The organism is Bacillus sp. C30, from assembly GCF_040838255.1.
GTDB classification, from domain to species: domain Bacteria; phylum Bacillota; class Bacilli; order Bacillales; family Bacillaceae_G; genus Bacillus_A; species Bacillus_A mycoides.
The window spans coordinates 1-11,555 of record NZ_JBFPJH010000097.1; the positions used below are offsets into that span (position 1 = coordinate 1).

Annotated in this window: 26 protein-coding genes and 2 pseudogenes; 27 read left to right on the top strand and 1 reads right to left on the bottom strand. The window is 34.1% G+C overall.

The annotated features are described in order from the left end of the window. The 3 genes from AB3X49_RS11545 to AB3X49_RS11555 all read left to right on the top strand — a co-directional run. Nucleotides 1–700, top strand: a 700-nt coding sequence (locus AB3X49_RS11545; protein ID WP_367962144.1) for an AimR family lysis-lysogeny pheromone receptor, incomplete at its 5' end; no start/stop codon positions are given. A 1-nt stretch (nucleotide 701) separates the two neighbouring features. After that, nucleotides 702–836 (top strand): ABC transporter ATP-binding protein, encoded by a 135-nt coding sequence (locus AB3X49_RS11550; protein WP_367962146.1) that lies wholly within the window; start codon nucleotides 702–704, stop codon nucleotides 834–836. 142 nt (nucleotides 837–978) lie between these two features. Then, entirely contained in the window at nucleotides 979–1,161 is a 183-nt protein-coding gene (locus tag AB3X49_RS11555) for a hypothetical protein (protein ID WP_078204458.1), read from the top strand. On the opposite strand, the gene AB3X49_RS11560 is transcribed toward AB3X49_RS11555, so the two are convergent. Further along, entirely contained in the window at nucleotides 1,158–1,514 is a 357-nt protein-coding gene (locus tag AB3X49_RS11560; RefSeq protein ID WP_078204459.1) for a helix-turn-helix domain-containing protein, read from the bottom strand. The two genes, AB3X49_RS11555 and AB3X49_RS11560, sit on opposite strands and share 4 nt — an antisense overlap. A 169-nt stretch (nucleotides 1,515–1,683) precedes the next feature. Here AB3X49_RS11560 and AB3X49_RS11565 point away from each other — a divergent pair, with 169 nt between their 5' ends. The 24 genes and pseudogenes from AB3X49_RS11565 to AB3X49_RS11680 all read left to right on the top strand — a co-directional run bounded on the left by AB3X49_RS11565 (nucleotide 1,684) and on the right by AB3X49_RS11680 (nucleotide 10,324). Then, nucleotides 1,684–1,878, top strand: a complete 195-nt coding sequence (locus tag AB3X49_RS11565) for a helix-turn-helix domain-containing protein (protein WP_002138084.1) — start codon at nucleotides 1,684–1,686, stop codon at nucleotides 1,876–1,878. Between the two features lie 108 nt (nucleotides 1,879–1,986). After that, a complete protein-coding gene (locus AB3X49_RS11570; protein ID WP_002138080.1) occupies nucleotides 1,987–2,187 on the top strand; it encodes a helix-turn-helix domain-containing protein in 201 nt (66 codons plus the stop codon). A gap of 56 nt (nucleotides 2,188–2,243) precedes the next feature. After that, nucleotides 2,244–2,390 (top strand): hypothetical protein, encoded by a 147-nt coding sequence (locus AB3X49_RS11575; protein WP_172805407.1) that lies wholly within the window; start codon nucleotides 2,244–2,246, stop codon nucleotides 2,388–2,390. Between the two features lie 47 nt (nucleotides 2,391–2,437). Continuing rightward, entirely contained in the window at nucleotides 2,438–2,614 is a 177-nt protein-coding gene (locus AB3X49_RS11580) for a hypothetical protein (protein WP_172805408.1), read from the top strand. 5 nt (nucleotides 2,615–2,619) lie between these two features. Continuing rightward, a pseudogene (locus AB3X49_RS11585) lies at nucleotides 2,620–3,483 on the top strand (phage replisome organizer N-terminal domain-containing protein). Further along, entirely contained in the window at nucleotides 3,425–4,288 is an 864-nt protein-coding gene (locus AB3X49_RS11590) for an ATP-binding protein (RefSeq protein ID WP_367962150.1), read from the top strand. Before AB3X49_RS11585 ends, AB3X49_RS11590 begins: the two are co-directional and overlap by 59 nt. Nucleotides 4,289–4,290: 2 nt before the next feature. Next, entirely contained in the window at nucleotides 4,291–4,485 is a 195-nt protein-coding gene (locus AB3X49_RS11595; protein WP_367962152.1) for a hypothetical protein, read from the top strand. Between the two features lie 16 nt (nucleotides 4,486–4,501). Beyond that, nucleotides 4,502–4,780 carry an AbrB/MazE/SpoVT family DNA-binding domain-containing protein gene (locus AB3X49_RS11600; protein ID WP_367962154.1) on the top strand — a complete coding sequence of 93 codons (279 nt, stop codon included), beginning with the start codon at nucleotides 4,502–4,504 and terminating at the stop codon, nucleotides 4,778–4,780. Further along, nucleotides 4,773–5,132 carry a cell division protein SepF gene (locus AB3X49_RS11605; RefSeq protein WP_078204464.1) on the top strand — a complete coding sequence of 120 codons (360 nt, stop codon included), beginning with the start codon at nucleotides 4,773–4,775 and terminating at the stop codon, nucleotides 5,130–5,132. Before AB3X49_RS11600 ends, AB3X49_RS11605 begins: the two co-directional genes overlap by 8 nt. Before the next feature lie 17 nt (nucleotides 5,133–5,149). After that, nucleotides 5,150–5,317 (top strand): DUF3954 domain-containing protein, encoded by a 168-nt coding sequence (locus AB3X49_RS11610; protein WP_078204465.1) that lies wholly within the window; start codon nucleotides 5,150–5,152, stop codon nucleotides 5,315–5,317. A 25-nt stretch (nucleotides 5,318–5,342) separates the two neighbouring features. After that, nucleotides 5,343–5,816, top strand: a complete 474-nt coding sequence (locus tag AB3X49_RS11615; RefSeq protein ID WP_215559968.1) for a sugar ABC transporter substrate-binding protein — start codon at nucleotides 5,343–5,345, stop codon at nucleotides 5,814–5,816. 26 nt (nucleotides 5,817–5,842) lie between these two features. After that, a complete protein-coding gene (locus tag AB3X49_RS11620) occupies nucleotides 5,843–6,298 on the top strand; it encodes a nucleoside triphosphate pyrophosphohydrolase family protein (protein WP_215559967.1) in 456 nt (151 codons plus the stop codon). Between the two features lie 40 nt (nucleotides 6,299–6,338). Next, entirely contained in the window at nucleotides 6,339–6,746 is a 408-nt protein-coding gene (locus AB3X49_RS11625; RefSeq protein ID WP_201033890.1) for a hypothetical protein, read from the top strand. A 317-nt stretch (nucleotides 6,747–7,063) separates the two neighbouring features. Beyond that, the gene (locus tag AB3X49_RS11630) at nucleotides 7,064–7,213 is read left to right on the top strand and encodes a hypothetical protein (protein WP_367962158.1); all 150 of its coding nucleotides are present in this window, start codon (nucleotides 7,064–7,066) and stop codon (nucleotides 7,211–7,213) included. 36 nt (nucleotides 7,214–7,249) lie between these two features. Continuing rightward, nucleotides 7,250–7,444: a hypothetical protein gene (locus AB3X49_RS11635; RefSeq protein ID WP_367962160.1), complete on the top strand. Its 195-nt coding sequence runs from the start codon at nucleotides 7,250–7,252 to the stop codon at nucleotides 7,442–7,444. A 35-nt stretch (nucleotides 7,445–7,479) separates the two neighbouring features. Further along, entirely contained in the window at nucleotides 7,480–7,788 is a 309-nt protein-coding gene (locus AB3X49_RS11640; protein WP_367962163.1) for a hypothetical protein, read from the top strand. Between the two features lie 80 nt (nucleotides 7,789–7,868). Beyond that, complete coding sequence (locus AB3X49_RS11645) at nucleotides 7,869–8,018, top strand: hypothetical protein (RefSeq protein WP_367962165.1); 150 nt, start codon at nucleotides 7,869–7,871, stop codon at nucleotides 8,016–8,018. A 13-nt stretch (nucleotides 8,019–8,031) separates the two neighbouring features. Then, a pseudogene (locus tag AB3X49_RS11650) lies at nucleotides 8,032–8,215 on the top strand (hypothetical protein). A gap of 29 nt (nucleotides 8,216–8,244) precedes the next feature. Beyond that, nucleotides 8,245–8,418 carry a hypothetical protein gene (locus AB3X49_RS11655; RefSeq protein WP_367962169.1) on the top strand — a complete coding sequence of 58 codons (174 nt, stop codon included), beginning with the start codon at nucleotides 8,245–8,247 and terminating at the stop codon, nucleotides 8,416–8,418. An 18-nt stretch (nucleotides 8,419–8,436) separates the two neighbouring features. Continuing rightward, the gene (locus tag AB3X49_RS11660; protein ID WP_002138060.1) at nucleotides 8,437–8,559 is read left to right on the top strand and encodes a DUF3983 domain-containing protein; all 123 of its coding nucleotides are present in this window, start codon (nucleotides 8,437–8,439) and stop codon (nucleotides 8,557–8,559) included. A gap of 113 nt (nucleotides 8,560–8,672) precedes the next feature. After that, on the top strand, nucleotides 8,673–8,843 hold the full coding sequence (locus AB3X49_RS11665) for a hypothetical protein (protein ID WP_048376391.1): 171 nt from the start codon (nucleotides 8,673–8,675) through the stop codon (nucleotides 8,841–8,843). A gap of 27 nt (nucleotides 8,844–8,870) precedes the next feature. Beyond that, complete coding sequence (locus AB3X49_RS11670; protein WP_367962171.1) at nucleotides 8,871–9,353, top strand: ArpU family phage packaging/lysis transcriptional regulator; 483 nt, start codon at nucleotides 8,871–8,873, stop codon at nucleotides 9,351–9,353. Continuing rightward, nucleotides 9,353–9,895 carry a site-specific integrase gene (locus tag AB3X49_RS11675; protein ID WP_367962173.1) on the top strand — a complete coding sequence of 181 codons (543 nt, stop codon included), beginning with the start codon at nucleotides 9,353–9,355 and terminating at the stop codon, nucleotides 9,893–9,895. The genes AB3X49_RS11670 and AB3X49_RS11675 overlap by 1 nt, the downstream gene beginning before the upstream one ends. Before the next feature lie 210 nt (nucleotides 9,896–10,105). Further along, the gene (locus AB3X49_RS11680) at nucleotides 10,106–10,324 is read left to right on the top strand and encodes a hypothetical protein (protein WP_367962175.1); all 219 of its coding nucleotides are present in this window, start codon (nucleotides 10,106–10,108) and stop codon (nucleotides 10,322–10,324) included. The last annotated feature ends 1,231 nt before the right edge of the window (nucleotides 10,325–11,555 follow it).

Genomic DNA, 11,555 nt, shown 5'->3' on the forward strand with positions numbered 1-11,555 from the left:
TTACCGAATAGTATTAGATATGTTGCATGGATTTGCATTGTATGATAGTAGCAATTTTATGGCTATGGTTCCGTATTCAAAAAAAATTGATCAAAACTTACCTTTTGTAGAAAATTCATTTATAAGAAAACATTTAGATTTACAACATGAGGATCGCAAATCTCACATAAATTTGTTTAGCAATAATATAAAAGAATGTAGGGAAACATGTAATAACATTATAAAGGATGCTCCAGAAAATTCAGTTATAAAAGCAAAAGCATTGAGTTGTTTAGCAGAGTCTTTTATATTCGAAAATCCTTTGCAGGCAGAAATGTACTTTTTAGAAAGTTTAAAGCTAATTAAAAAATTAGGCATTACTGCTTATAGTAAGTTATATCGTGCGGTACACAGCACGCTAGCATTTTTACGAATTGAATATGGAATGAATTTAGATGAAATAGAATGGGAATTTGTAGGTGAAGCAGAAAAAGCTTTCTATGATGCAAAATATGGAACAGGAATGAAAGCTAGATCCTATTTCGATAATTTAAAAAAACAAGGAAAAACTTTGACTGCATTTAAATTATATTATTTATTTTATGTGGATGGTAATGATATGATGGTTCTTAAAGAGGTATTAGAAAAATTTGCAAATAATGGAAATGTATTCTATTCAAATCTAATTACACGTGTTTTAATTAAAGAGGGAGTGAAGTAGGTTGAAGAAATTTATTCTTACTATGGTATGTGTTTTAGGATTACTAGGGGCGGTTGGACAAAATAAAGATACTTCACAAACACATTCGAGCAAAGCAGAAACAATATATTATATGGTTGATCCAGGAACTCATTAAAAATAATAATTATATTTTTCAAGACGCTACTAAAAAGTAGCGTCTTGAGTGCTTTTTAGGGGATATGCATTTTTAAAATCTATTACAAAAATGCACAGTATGTTAATTGAATCACATAGTTATTGGGATGGAGGAGTTAGTATTGTTAAAAGGAAGCGAAGATAAAATAAGATCCATGGTTACATATTTATTAGGAGATACAGTAGCAAAACATGACACTCGTCATGCATTGGAAGAGTTACATAAACGAGGACTCATTACTTATAATGAATTAAGCGAAATAAAATATCTTATGAATATAAAAAAAGGGCTAGCCTCATGCTAATCCTTTTTTTCTTGCTTTAACATTCTTTGGATAGCTATTTCTAAAAGTGCTTTGACGCTTTCAATCTCATCCGGAGATAACTTTCTTCCATCCCAATGCAATTCATCACTTTCAAAAATTTCTTTTATGTTATTGCTACTTTTAGTTTGCAATTCACTATTGCCTAATAAGTAATCAACAGGAACTGCGAAAAATCCAGCCAATTTTTCTATTGTTTCTCTAGATGGCATTCTGGTACCTTTTTCATATTTAGATATTATTTGTTTACCGACACCTATTTTTTCACCTAACTTTTCTTGAGTCAGCTTTTTCTCTTTTCTTAACTCAAATATTTTGTCCCCGATGACATTCATCTACAACATCCTTTCCGTTCTACTTATAAAAAAGTATCTAGTCTAAATGTAACAACCAGTAGCCTTTATGGCAACGCAAAAATAAAAAATAAATTTTTAAAAATAACATGTTGCCTTGTTGGCTACTTTTGGTTATACTAAATTTAGAAGTTGAAGGTGGTGACTTAAAATGCTAAATACACAACGAATTAAATCTTTAAGGCAAGAAAACGGACACTCTTTAGAATTTGTATCCAATGTTTTAGGTCTGAAGTATAAGCGTTCGTATCATAATGTTGAAAAAGGTGATTCAGGGTTATCGGTAGAAAAATTAAAAAAGCTTTCTGAACTTTATGATGTATCGATTGACGAATTAATAAAGTGAAGAGAATTTTTTTTACTTACCAGGTAGCCTTGATGGCTACTAAGTTGAGGCGACACCAAATAACAGTATTCCCGAAATTTAAATAATAAATGAATTGGAGTGAAAATCATGTATCAAATTCCACAGCTTCCGTTCTCACTAAAAGCAGAGGACGTGCAAAAATTCTTAAACATTTCTCGTTCATCGGCATACGCGCTGATGAAGCGAAAAGATTTCCCAACAATCACAATCGGTAAAAGTAGACGTGTAAAGGCAGAAGATTTTCTTAAATGGTTCGAAGCGCAAAAAGAAGAATCTAACGTTGGTTAAAAATACGCTTAATCTTTTTAATAAAATGACCATTTGAAAAATAAGGAGGTGATTTTATGGAAGATACAATTTTAGGGGAGATTTTCATATTAATTATGGCTTTAATTGCATGGTTATTTTATAAAACATACGAGCCAATTAAACAGTGGGCTTGGAGTGACGTAGAACAAAAGGAAAAGACCCACAGCAATGGGTCCCTTTAGAAAAAACACTTGTTATTAGTATATCACGGAAAGTAGGGAAATAGTACATGCACTTAGTTCATTATCAAGTGCTATTACCTAATAAGTTCTGGGAATTAGCAAAAAGCAAAGAAGAATTAAAACAGATGATTGAGCAATACTTCAGTGTTGGTTATCCACATTATGATGTTCAACGAATTATCAAAAGTGGACAAGCACATATAGCGGTTTGCATAAGGAGGTAAGGACTATGTCTGAAGTAAAAGTGAAATGGATTAAACTTTCAACAACGATGTTTGAGGATGAAAAAATACGTCTAATTGAGAGCATGCCTGAAGCTGATACATTATTAATCATTTGGATTAAGTTGTTAGCTCAAGCTGGTAAAACAAATGCAAGTGGGTATATTTTTTAAAACGAGAATATCCCATATACGGAAGATATGCTAGCAACACTTTTTAATCGACCACTAAATACAGTTCGGATGGCATTAAGTGTATTTCAAAAATTCGGGATGATTGATATTGACGAAAACCATTACATCAATGTCATTAATTGGGGAAACCATCAGAATCTAGACCGTTTAGAAAAGATTAAGGAAGACACTAGAAAACGCGTAGCGGCACACCGAGAAAGAAAAAAACAACCTACACTTAGTTGTAACGTTACATGTAACGATGGCGTAACGGACATAGATAAAGATTTAGATAAAGATTTAAATAAAGAAATAAAAAAAGAATATAGTCCTGAAAAATCTCAGGACAACGCGCAATCTATTCCGTATCAAGAGATTGTTGATTATTTCAACATGAAAGCAAAAACCAATTATAAACATACATCTAAAAAAACACAGGACCTAATCAAAGCAAGATGGAAAGAAGGGTTCAGATTAACTCATTTCCAACAGGTAATTGACATCAAGACTTCACAATGGATTGATAATACGGAAATGAGTGGCTATTTGAGACCTATCACATTATTTGGAACTAAATTCGAAAGTTATTTTAATGAAAAACCTGTACAGCGAAAAGGAACATTTAAAGGAGGACCAACTAATGCAAGCAATCAAAAAGATAGTAGCTTCATCGACAAATACGACTTCAAGAAACACTAGTCAAAGATATGTATTGTCTCCTAATAGATGTACGAATGTCTTTTTAGTAGGGAAAGAAAAATTTAAAGACGTTTGCAGTAAACGCATGTTGATAGATATAGAAACAAATGAGGAATTTTGTCCTCAATGTAGATCGGTAGAAAAAGAAGATCAGAAATTAGCTATAGAAACACTAGCTATAAAAAAGAAAAACGAAATCATTCATTTATATGATTCATTTGCTGATAACAGCTTAATAAATGACAAACTCAAAAAAGCTACATTTGAAAATTATGTACCAACTAAAAAAGAATTGGCCGATGCGAAAGAAATGATTATGGATTTTGTTACTTCATTCAATAGAGAAGAACCAACAAGCATGATAATAACGGGTGATTACGGAGTAGGGAAAAGCCATTTGTGTGTGGCAGCCACTAAAGAACTTATGAAAAAGGGTCACAGTGCAATGTTTATTCAAATGAATAAGTTATTTACCAAAATTAAATCAACTTGGAATAAAAACAGTGAAATGACAGAGGACAAGCTTATGTCTCTTCTAGCAAAAGTTGATGTCTTGATTATCGATGACTTTGGAGCGGAATTCACAGAGAAAGATAAAGAAGGCGTTACATGGAAGCAAACGAAGACAAACGAAATCGTAGATAGCCGTATAGGTAAAAGCACTTTATTTACTACTAATTTTACGATTGGTGAATTAGCAGGAATGTATGGAGAACGTGATTTTAGTCGGATGATGGAAAACGCCGAAATGCTAGAAATGCATGGGGATAATTATAGATTACGCAATTTTAAAAAGGGGGAATAACAATGTGTACATTATGTCGTGATACAGGAATTATTCGTAAAGAAACTTATCCAGGTGTAATTGAAACGAACGGTTGTAATTGTGAAGTGGCAAAACAACAGCAAGAAGAAAATCAAAAGCGTTGGGAAGCATGGTTAATAAAATTCGAGTCAATGAAACAAGAATTACAACGGAATCAACAACAAAAGGTAAGTTAACAAGGGGGAGCAAGTTATGAAAAACACAGGTGTTGCAAGAAAAGTGGACGAGCTAGGACGTGTAGTAATTCCGGTTGAGTTACGCAGAACTTTGGGGATTGCTGAAGGTACAGCATTAGACTTTCATGTTGATGGGGAAAACATCGTTTTAAGAAAACATGAAAAGTCATGCTTTGTAACGGGTCAAGTTTCCGAATCAAACATGGAGTTGCTAGACGGCCGGATGTTTTTGAGTAAGGAAGGGGCAAGTGAGTTACTGGATCTTATTGAAAAGAGTGGGATGGCACATGCCTAAGCAGTTAAATATTTTCGATGTAGAGCCAGCAATCTGTGAGTTTGATGTAATGAAAGCCAACGTTAAGAAAGGAACTGGACGCATTACATATGCAGATGTACGCGTCCAGATTCCAAGAAATGCAAAGGGTACGGATGAATTACCACGTACAACTAAACAAGATGATCGTTATGACATCTTTGAACAATATACAATAGCGATTTGGAGATTTCAAAGAGCTGTAGATAAGCTTTTTAACTGGGAAACAGCGGAAGAATTGTGTAAGGCAGCAAGGGATAAAAAAGAAGCTATTCCGGTAAGGATTTATTTAGGAAGTGGCTTTAAACCTGATGTTGTTGAGTACATGCGGTAGTAAAGGGAGATGGACATATGAAAAAAATAGAAATTGATGTTAGTAGTAACAAACTTTATGTAGTTAAGGATGGAAATGTTATAGCGTTCAATCCGCCAGAAAGCGGGTTTGGTGAGCAAGTTGCAGTTTGGATTAATGGGAAAGTTGATCGTGTGGATACTAAGTTTACTGAAAAGATAAAATAATCATTGTGTGTAAGGAGTGTACCAAATGAACGAATTAAAAATTCATGTGGTATTGGAAGAAGTGAATTTTCTTTGGGACTTAAGAAAGGTATTTCGCTTTCGTGAGCTCTGGAATAGCAACTGTAGTTTTGCTGGGATTGTAAAAGAACTTAAAAGAAAACCAATAGAAATTGCAGTTCTCATTTTAGATCAAGTGGATAAGTATAAAATTCATAAACGCTCTATTGGATTAGGGGAAATTGGCAGTGAAAGGGTACGGAGTAAATTAAATAGTGAGTTACCTCCATATGTATATATCACCTTAGAGGATATGGACTTTCTTTGGAAAGAGACAGATATAGAACGTTTCAAGTATTTATGGATGAAGCGGTTCAGCATTGAAGATATAGCAAACAGACTAGGAAGGCATCAAATTGAATTAGCAGCATTAATACTAGATCAGTTTGGTTTAGAGTACATGCTTAATAGTTTGATAAAAACGGAAAAACGGGTTTCTTAATTAAATTATCGAGGGAGCGAGTAAAAATGAAAGTAATGGAAAACGGTGTAATGGAAGCAACTAAATTAATTAGTAATTCAAAGGAAGGACAAGCTGTAATGAATATCAATCAAATTTGTGAATTAGATCAATATCAAGAAGCGGCATTACGTACATGGAATATAAATAATGATTTTGGTGGACGTGTTTTAAATGCAGCATTAGGGCTTACGGGAGAAGCTGGCGAGGTCGCTGATATTGTAAAAAAAGCTATTTTCCATGGCCATGGATTTGATCCGGCTCATTGTCCAGGAGAAGAAGAAGGGAACACGCATAAAATCGCTTTAGAGCTAGGGGACATCTTGTACTACATTTCAATCATGTCTCATGAAATGGGATATACCCTAGAAGATATCGCTCAAATGAATATAACTAAATTATCAAGAAGATACCCAGATGGATTTAGTCGAGAAGCAAGTCAAAATCGTGTTGACGTGAAGTAAGACCAAATTTGAATTTTATACAAAAACGGAGGGGAATAGAATGGTGAGAAATTTAGATTGGGGCGGACTGAAAAGTAATTGGGAAGCTTTTAAAGAGTTCGTTCAAAGAGAAGGGAAAGGCACTAGCATATTAACGGATTACTATTTTGTATTCAGAGAAGACGACTGCGGTGATGAAGCATACATTTTTACAACGCATTCTGACTTAGATGATTGGCTATCGGAAATGTTTTGGCAATGGGAGCGTTATGATACTAGGAATGTTGAAGATTCGATGGATGATGTGTTTGTTTGGAAGTTAATTTCTGAAAGTGATTTTAAGCGTTTAGATACGCTATATAAGGGAGCAAGAAAAACATCGATTGAAATTGACGGAGAAAGATACTATAGAAAGTTAATAAAAGTATCTGTAGAGCCGACAGTTGTTGTTTCGACTAATTTTTATTAAAAGCGTTATTTTAATCGAAAAGGGGTGATTGAAATTTGGGTTTATTCAAAAAAAGACTAAAAGAATTAGGTTTAATGATAGTTGCCTTCGTGATTATATGTGCAACAGCGTTGATTTTTATCTCACCATTTTTAATTTTGGAGTCGATTCATGAGGGATGGGGCGGACAAGTCTGTTTGATTATTATGTTAAGTCTAGCTGCCGTTACCATTATATATAATGCTTGTAAATTTATTTATTGGCTATTAATAGAGCCATTTAAAAATATACGAAATCAGACAAAATAGTTATTTTAATCGGAAAAGGAGGGAAGTTGAATGATCTACGTTAGGATTTGCAAAGAGTGTCAAGAGAAGCATGATGACATAGTAGAAAAGAAACGTTCAAAGGGATGCTTTCAGATGATAATGGATGCTGAAGAAAAGGATGAGTGTTATTTAGAATATATGCATGATGAGGAAAACTAAACAAAAACGCTATTTTAGTAGCAAGGAGGCGGAATAGTGGACTTAAAGGAGTACGTCGTTTATAAAGGTGAATCATTCGTGTGTATTGGAACTGTACAAGAGTGCGCTCAACATATGGGCGTACTTCCTGAAACGGTTCGATATTATACAACGCCAGCTTATCAAAGGAAGTTAGCAAAACGGAAGAAAGCTAGGAATTACTTAACGGTTGCGGTTCTTGATGAAGATTAATATAAAAAAATTTTTTGTAGAAAAGGGGAATGGATATGAAAGCATATCAAGTTAGTGATGGTGAGTACTCGCAAATTGTTTTTACAGAAACGCCGGGTCAAGCAAAACAATGCGGGATGGATGAGTTTGGAATAGATTTTATAGAAGTTGAAGTAAGGAGAGCGAAATGGGCGGATCAGTATAAAAGTGAACACTTAATCCCAAAACAAGCTTATTTGGATAACGGATGGTGGTGGGATTGCCGTTGTGGGTTTCCACAGACCAAGGAAGATGCAATTGTTATTGGTGATATGGTTTATTGCGAAGATTGCAAGGAAAAAGCTGATATTAAAAAGAGCAGCTAGCAAAAGCTAACTGCTCAAGTTAAGAAATGGGTTGTCTACAGTATTGACGGAATATTGAGTTTTATTCAGGGGGTAGAGGGATGGATAAATCAAAAGAAACAAAGGAACAACAAATTCAAGGTTGGTATGAGTGGTTAAAAAGAAGATATGAGAAACATGATGGTAGAACTTCAAAAATAACATTAAAAACTTATCTTGATAATATGGAACGAATATTGAAAATGAAGTAGGAGGTAGAGGGAAATGGAAGAAAAAACAGAGCCCAAAATGGTATCAATGGCATGTTACGGGTGGAACAAAGAAAAACAATGTGTAGAGTTCCAACTGTTAATAAATGAAGAGATATATGTAATGCCAATATATAAGAAGGACATAAGAGGCATGGAACAATTTTTTCGGGTTAATGAAAAATAACTTAATAAAATAATCCTTTTAGAAGAAAGTGAGGTTAAAAGAATGGAAGAGAACGTAAAGCTATTAGGTGTAGACGGAATGTGTGGAATGGAGTTTACAGGAAATAAGGTCAATGTTTATAACGATGAAGGATATGTAATGGAGAGTATGACAACAAAGGAGCATGTTCAGGAAGTTATTGATTTTCTTGAAGAGTGTAAAGGACAAATGGAATAGAAAGTGAGGTTAAGAGAAATGTCTAAATTAAAGAAAAAGAAAACCAGAAAAGCTATTGCTCGACGTGCGAAATCTTTTGAAAAATATAGAGTTAAAAGTGCTTGGAGAAACATTTTTGTACAAGCTGGTATTTTAAAGTGAAAAGAAACCGAATATAGTCCGGCTAGAAAACTAGAGGACACCAATTTTTAGAGCAGTGATAAAGCTGTTTTAAGAAATGGTGTCCTTTTTATTTTGAAAGGGGAGATGGGGAAATGAAGGTGCTAAGAGATCAATTACGTGAATGGAAAAAGCAATCTAATCAAGTGAAAAAGAAAAACAAGAAAAAGCGAAAAGAAAAATTAAGTACTCGTGATATTGAAGATTTAATGGGAATTCGTGGACCGCGTTATGAACGTAGACGTGGAGCATTAAGACAAAAGTAATTTAAAAATAAAAAGGAGTGGTCTTACATGACTAAACAATTATCTTTCTTACCAAAAATAGATAGAGCAGCAACACAGGAGGAATTAGAAGGTGTGTTGGAAAGCGTACGTATACATAGGCAATTTGGGATGATGCGTAAAGAAATGAAAGTCACTCCTTCTTATGAAATGCGTGAGCACGGTCCTACACATGCAGTTGGAAAGCCGTTAGAAGATGTTGCTATAGCAAATATTCAACAAAGTAAACGAGAAGAGTGGCTTGGAATAATGTCAATACGTATTCATCAATTTCTAAACCGGTTAGGAAACGGACGTGCAGGAAGCATCCAAAGGGATATTATTTGTAAACGTTATTTAGAAGAAGAGGATGTATGTGATTACATGGTTTATAACGAAATAGGAATGTCAGAGCGTACTTATCGACGTTGGAAGTCTAAAGCGTTTTATAAACTTGCTTTTGCACTTGGATTAGAAGTTTATGAGACAGAAGAGACTGGAGGTAATGAATAATGAATTTTGTTCAGCCGATACGTGATCCAGAGCAAATACAACAAATTAAGGAACGTCTAAAGGAAAAGAGTGAACGTAATTATATTTTGTTTGTAATGGGAATTAATACAGGTTTACGTATAAGTGATATTTTAAAACTAAAGGTTGGAGATTTAAAAGGTAGTCACATCTCAATGCGTGAAATGAAGACAGGTAAGCAGAAGCGTATACAGATTACAGCAGCACTAAAGAGAGAACTTCGATGGTTCAATGAAAATAGAGAAGATGATGAGTATCTATTGAAAAGTAGACAGGGGAAGAATCGTCCAATTGGCCGCAGCATGGCATACAAGATATTAAGTGGAGCCGCAGCGGAGTTTGGATTAGATGAGATAGGGACGCATACCTTGAGAAAGACGTACGGGTATCACATGTACATGCAAACTAAAAACATAGCATTACTTATGGAGATATTCAATCACTCGTCAGAGAAGGTCACGTTACGTTATATAGGTGTAAATCAAGATGCAATGGATAAAGCAATGAGTAGATTTAAAATCTAAGCATTGTTTTTTCTTTTTAATCTATACAGTTACGCATAATTTTCTTACTGTGTAACTCAAAAGAGAAAGTGTTATAAAACTATGAATAACAAGGGCTGTGGCGTTTGGCTCAGTTACACAGAATATAAGATATGGATAATTGGAGGGTATAAAATAACTACATAATGTATACCAGTTATATAGGGAAAAAGAAAGGGTGGAGAGCAGGCTATGTTAATTGAAGAATTATTAGAGGTATTAAATCGTTATCATAGGCGTGAAGGAAGAAATCTTGATGTAATAAAAGTAAATCCGACGTATTTTAAAAATGTATTAAAAGAACTAAATTATCCAGAATGGATTATACAAAAGAAAGAGGTGGAAAAGAAAAAAAGCTTGTTCGGTGTGAGAGCTGAAATAACAAGTACGGTTGAGAAATTCGAATTATAAAAAGCTGGCAGAGTCATGACCGTTTTTTGGCAGGAAATGTGCCGGTTGTTTTGGGGAAATCATGTTATATTTGTATTGTGAGAAGTGGCGGAAAACACAACTAATAAAGATTATTTTATATTTTGTCTAAACGATCCATAATGATGGCACATAAAATCTGTAACCAGCAGATGGTAGTGATTGAATGATACCGTTATTAGGGAGAGATTTTTCTCTGCTTCTAGTTACTTAATAATGTTGTTGCAGATAAACGTAACAACATGAAGTGGTTGGAAGAAGAATAAAACTTCATTTACCGTATTTAAAGTAATAGCATAAAATTTTGACGAAAGGGCAGTTCGTGCAGGGCTTTTCTTTTTCAGTGGTATTATGTGGCTGGTCTCAATAGAAAGGGACCAGAGATATAGAATTATAGTATAAGTGTTGCAAGTTTTGATTTCGTGTCCTGTTTTGTGACAGAAAGGAGGTAGTTGAACATATATCGCTATGCTATATTTATAATGCAAGAAATAGCGGGAAACATTTCTTGCATTATATGCCTAAAGGCTTTACGGACAACACTTGTATGTAGTATGGAAAGTCGAAATCAGTAACAATGGTTGTTGATTGAATAACCGTTGGAGTATCAGAAGAGCTTGTGCTCTTCTTTCAGCCGCTAAGATTGAGACATGAATGTATAACCGGGAAAGTTAAACATATGCTTAGCGGTTGAAGAAGCGTTAAATAATACATAATATTAGATTGAATTTTTAGGGTGATTTTCTAGCAATAATTGGTTTCATTACAAGCTGTATTAGAAAAGAGTATTTTCATTGATATTGAGATGCTCTTTTTTTTGTATCATTTATGATAGGGGGTGTGAATTAAGGAGATAAGAGTTGAATGAATTACGGAATCATATATGGATGAAGGAATGAAGAATGCGAAGAATATATAAGTGTGGTAGGTAATTTTGAATGTAAGTTATCTTGTGCATTCTTCAACCTTCTGAAAGAAATGTGGGCGGAGAACAGATAGATATAAGTGTGAGTGCTTACCAAGTTGAGGGCCTGAAATAAGCAGTTCATATCTTCGCTTTCCATCCACTTTTAGTATAGACGATAAATTGGTCCCTTAAACCAAAAGTGAACTGAATTATTGTCACGATTTTATTTTAAATATATACAAGTATACCCGTGGTGCTAGTTGAAATTTATTCGTTATTTTTAGTAAATGTTAGCTTTAAAACTTT

Excerpts from the sequence above, each read along its gene's own strand:
- AB3X49_RS11560 (WP_078204459.1), bottom strand. The coding sequence starts at position 1,514 with ATGAATGTCATCGGGGACAAAATATTTGAGTTAAGAAAAGAGAAAAAG.
- AB3X49_RS11565 (WP_002138084.1), top strand. The coding sequence starts at position 1,684 with ATGCTAAATACACAACGAATTAAATCTTTAAGGCAAGAAAACGGACAC.
- AB3X49_RS11570 (WP_002138080.1), top strand. The coding sequence starts at position 1,987 with ATGTATCAAATTCCACAGCTTCCGTTCTCACTAAAAGCAGAGGACGTG.
- AB3X49_RS11575 (WP_172805407.1), top strand. The coding sequence starts at position 2,244 with ATGGAAGATACAATTTTAGGGGAGATTTTCATATTAATTATGGCTTTA.
- AB3X49_RS11580 (WP_172805408.1), top strand. The coding sequence starts at position 2,438 with ATGCACTTAGTTCATTATCAAGTGCTATTACCTAATAAGTTCTGGGAA.
- AB3X49_RS11590 (WP_367962150.1), top strand. The coding sequence starts at position 3,425 with ATGCAAGCAATCAAAAAGATAGTAGCTTCATCGACAAATACGACTTCA.
- AB3X49_RS11595 (WP_367962152.1), top strand. The coding sequence starts at position 4,291 with ATGTGTACATTATGTCGTGATACAGGAATTATTCGTAAAGAAACTTAT.
- AB3X49_RS11600 (WP_367962154.1), top strand. The coding sequence starts at position 4,502 with ATGAAAAACACAGGTGTTGCAAGAAAAGTGGACGAGCTAGGACGTGTA.
- AB3X49_RS11605 (WP_078204464.1), top strand. The coding sequence starts at position 4,773 with ATGCCTAAGCAGTTAAATATTTTCGATGTAGAGCCAGCAATCTGTGAG.
- AB3X49_RS11610 (WP_078204465.1), top strand. The coding sequence starts at position 5,150 with ATGAAAAAAATAGAAATTGATGTTAGTAGTAACAAACTTTATGTAGTT.
- AB3X49_RS11615 (WP_215559968.1), top strand. The coding sequence starts at position 5,343 with ATGAACGAATTAAAAATTCATGTGGTATTGGAAGAAGTGAATTTTCTT.
- AB3X49_RS11620 (WP_215559967.1), top strand. The coding sequence starts at position 5,843 with ATGAAAGTAATGGAAAACGGTGTAATGGAAGCAACTAAATTAATTAGT.
- AB3X49_RS11625 (WP_201033890.1), top strand. The coding sequence starts at position 6,339 with ATGGTGAGAAATTTAGATTGGGGCGGACTGAAAAGTAATTGGGAAGCT.
- AB3X49_RS11630 (WP_367962158.1), top strand. The coding sequence starts at position 7,064 with ATGATCTACGTTAGGATTTGCAAAGAGTGTCAAGAGAAGCATGATGAC.
- AB3X49_RS11640 (WP_367962163.1), top strand. The coding sequence starts at position 7,480 with ATGAAAGCATATCAAGTTAGTGATGGTGAGTACTCGCAAATTGTTTTT.
- AB3X49_RS11645 (WP_367962165.1), top strand. The coding sequence starts at position 7,869 with ATGGATAAATCAAAAGAAACAAAGGAACAACAAATTCAAGGTTGGTAT.
- AB3X49_RS11655 (WP_367962169.1), top strand. The coding sequence starts at position 8,245 with ATGGAAGAGAACGTAAAGCTATTAGGTGTAGACGGAATGTGTGGAATG.
- AB3X49_RS11660 (WP_002138060.1), top strand. The coding sequence starts at position 8,437 with ATGTCTAAATTAAAGAAAAAGAAAACCAGAAAAGCTATTGCTCGACGT.
- AB3X49_RS11665 (WP_048376391.1), top strand. The coding sequence starts at position 8,673 with ATGAAGGTGCTAAGAGATCAATTACGTGAATGGAAAAAGCAATCTAAT.
- AB3X49_RS11670 (WP_367962171.1), top strand. The coding sequence starts at position 8,871 with ATGACTAAACAATTATCTTTCTTACCAAAAATAGATAGAGCAGCAACA.
- AB3X49_RS11675 (WP_367962173.1), top strand. The coding sequence starts at position 9,353 with ATGAATTTTGTTCAGCCGATACGTGATCCAGAGCAAATACAACAAATT.
- AB3X49_RS11680 (WP_367962175.1), top strand. The coding sequence starts at position 10,106 with ATGTTAATTGAAGAATTATTAGAGGTATTAAATCGTTATCATAGGCGT.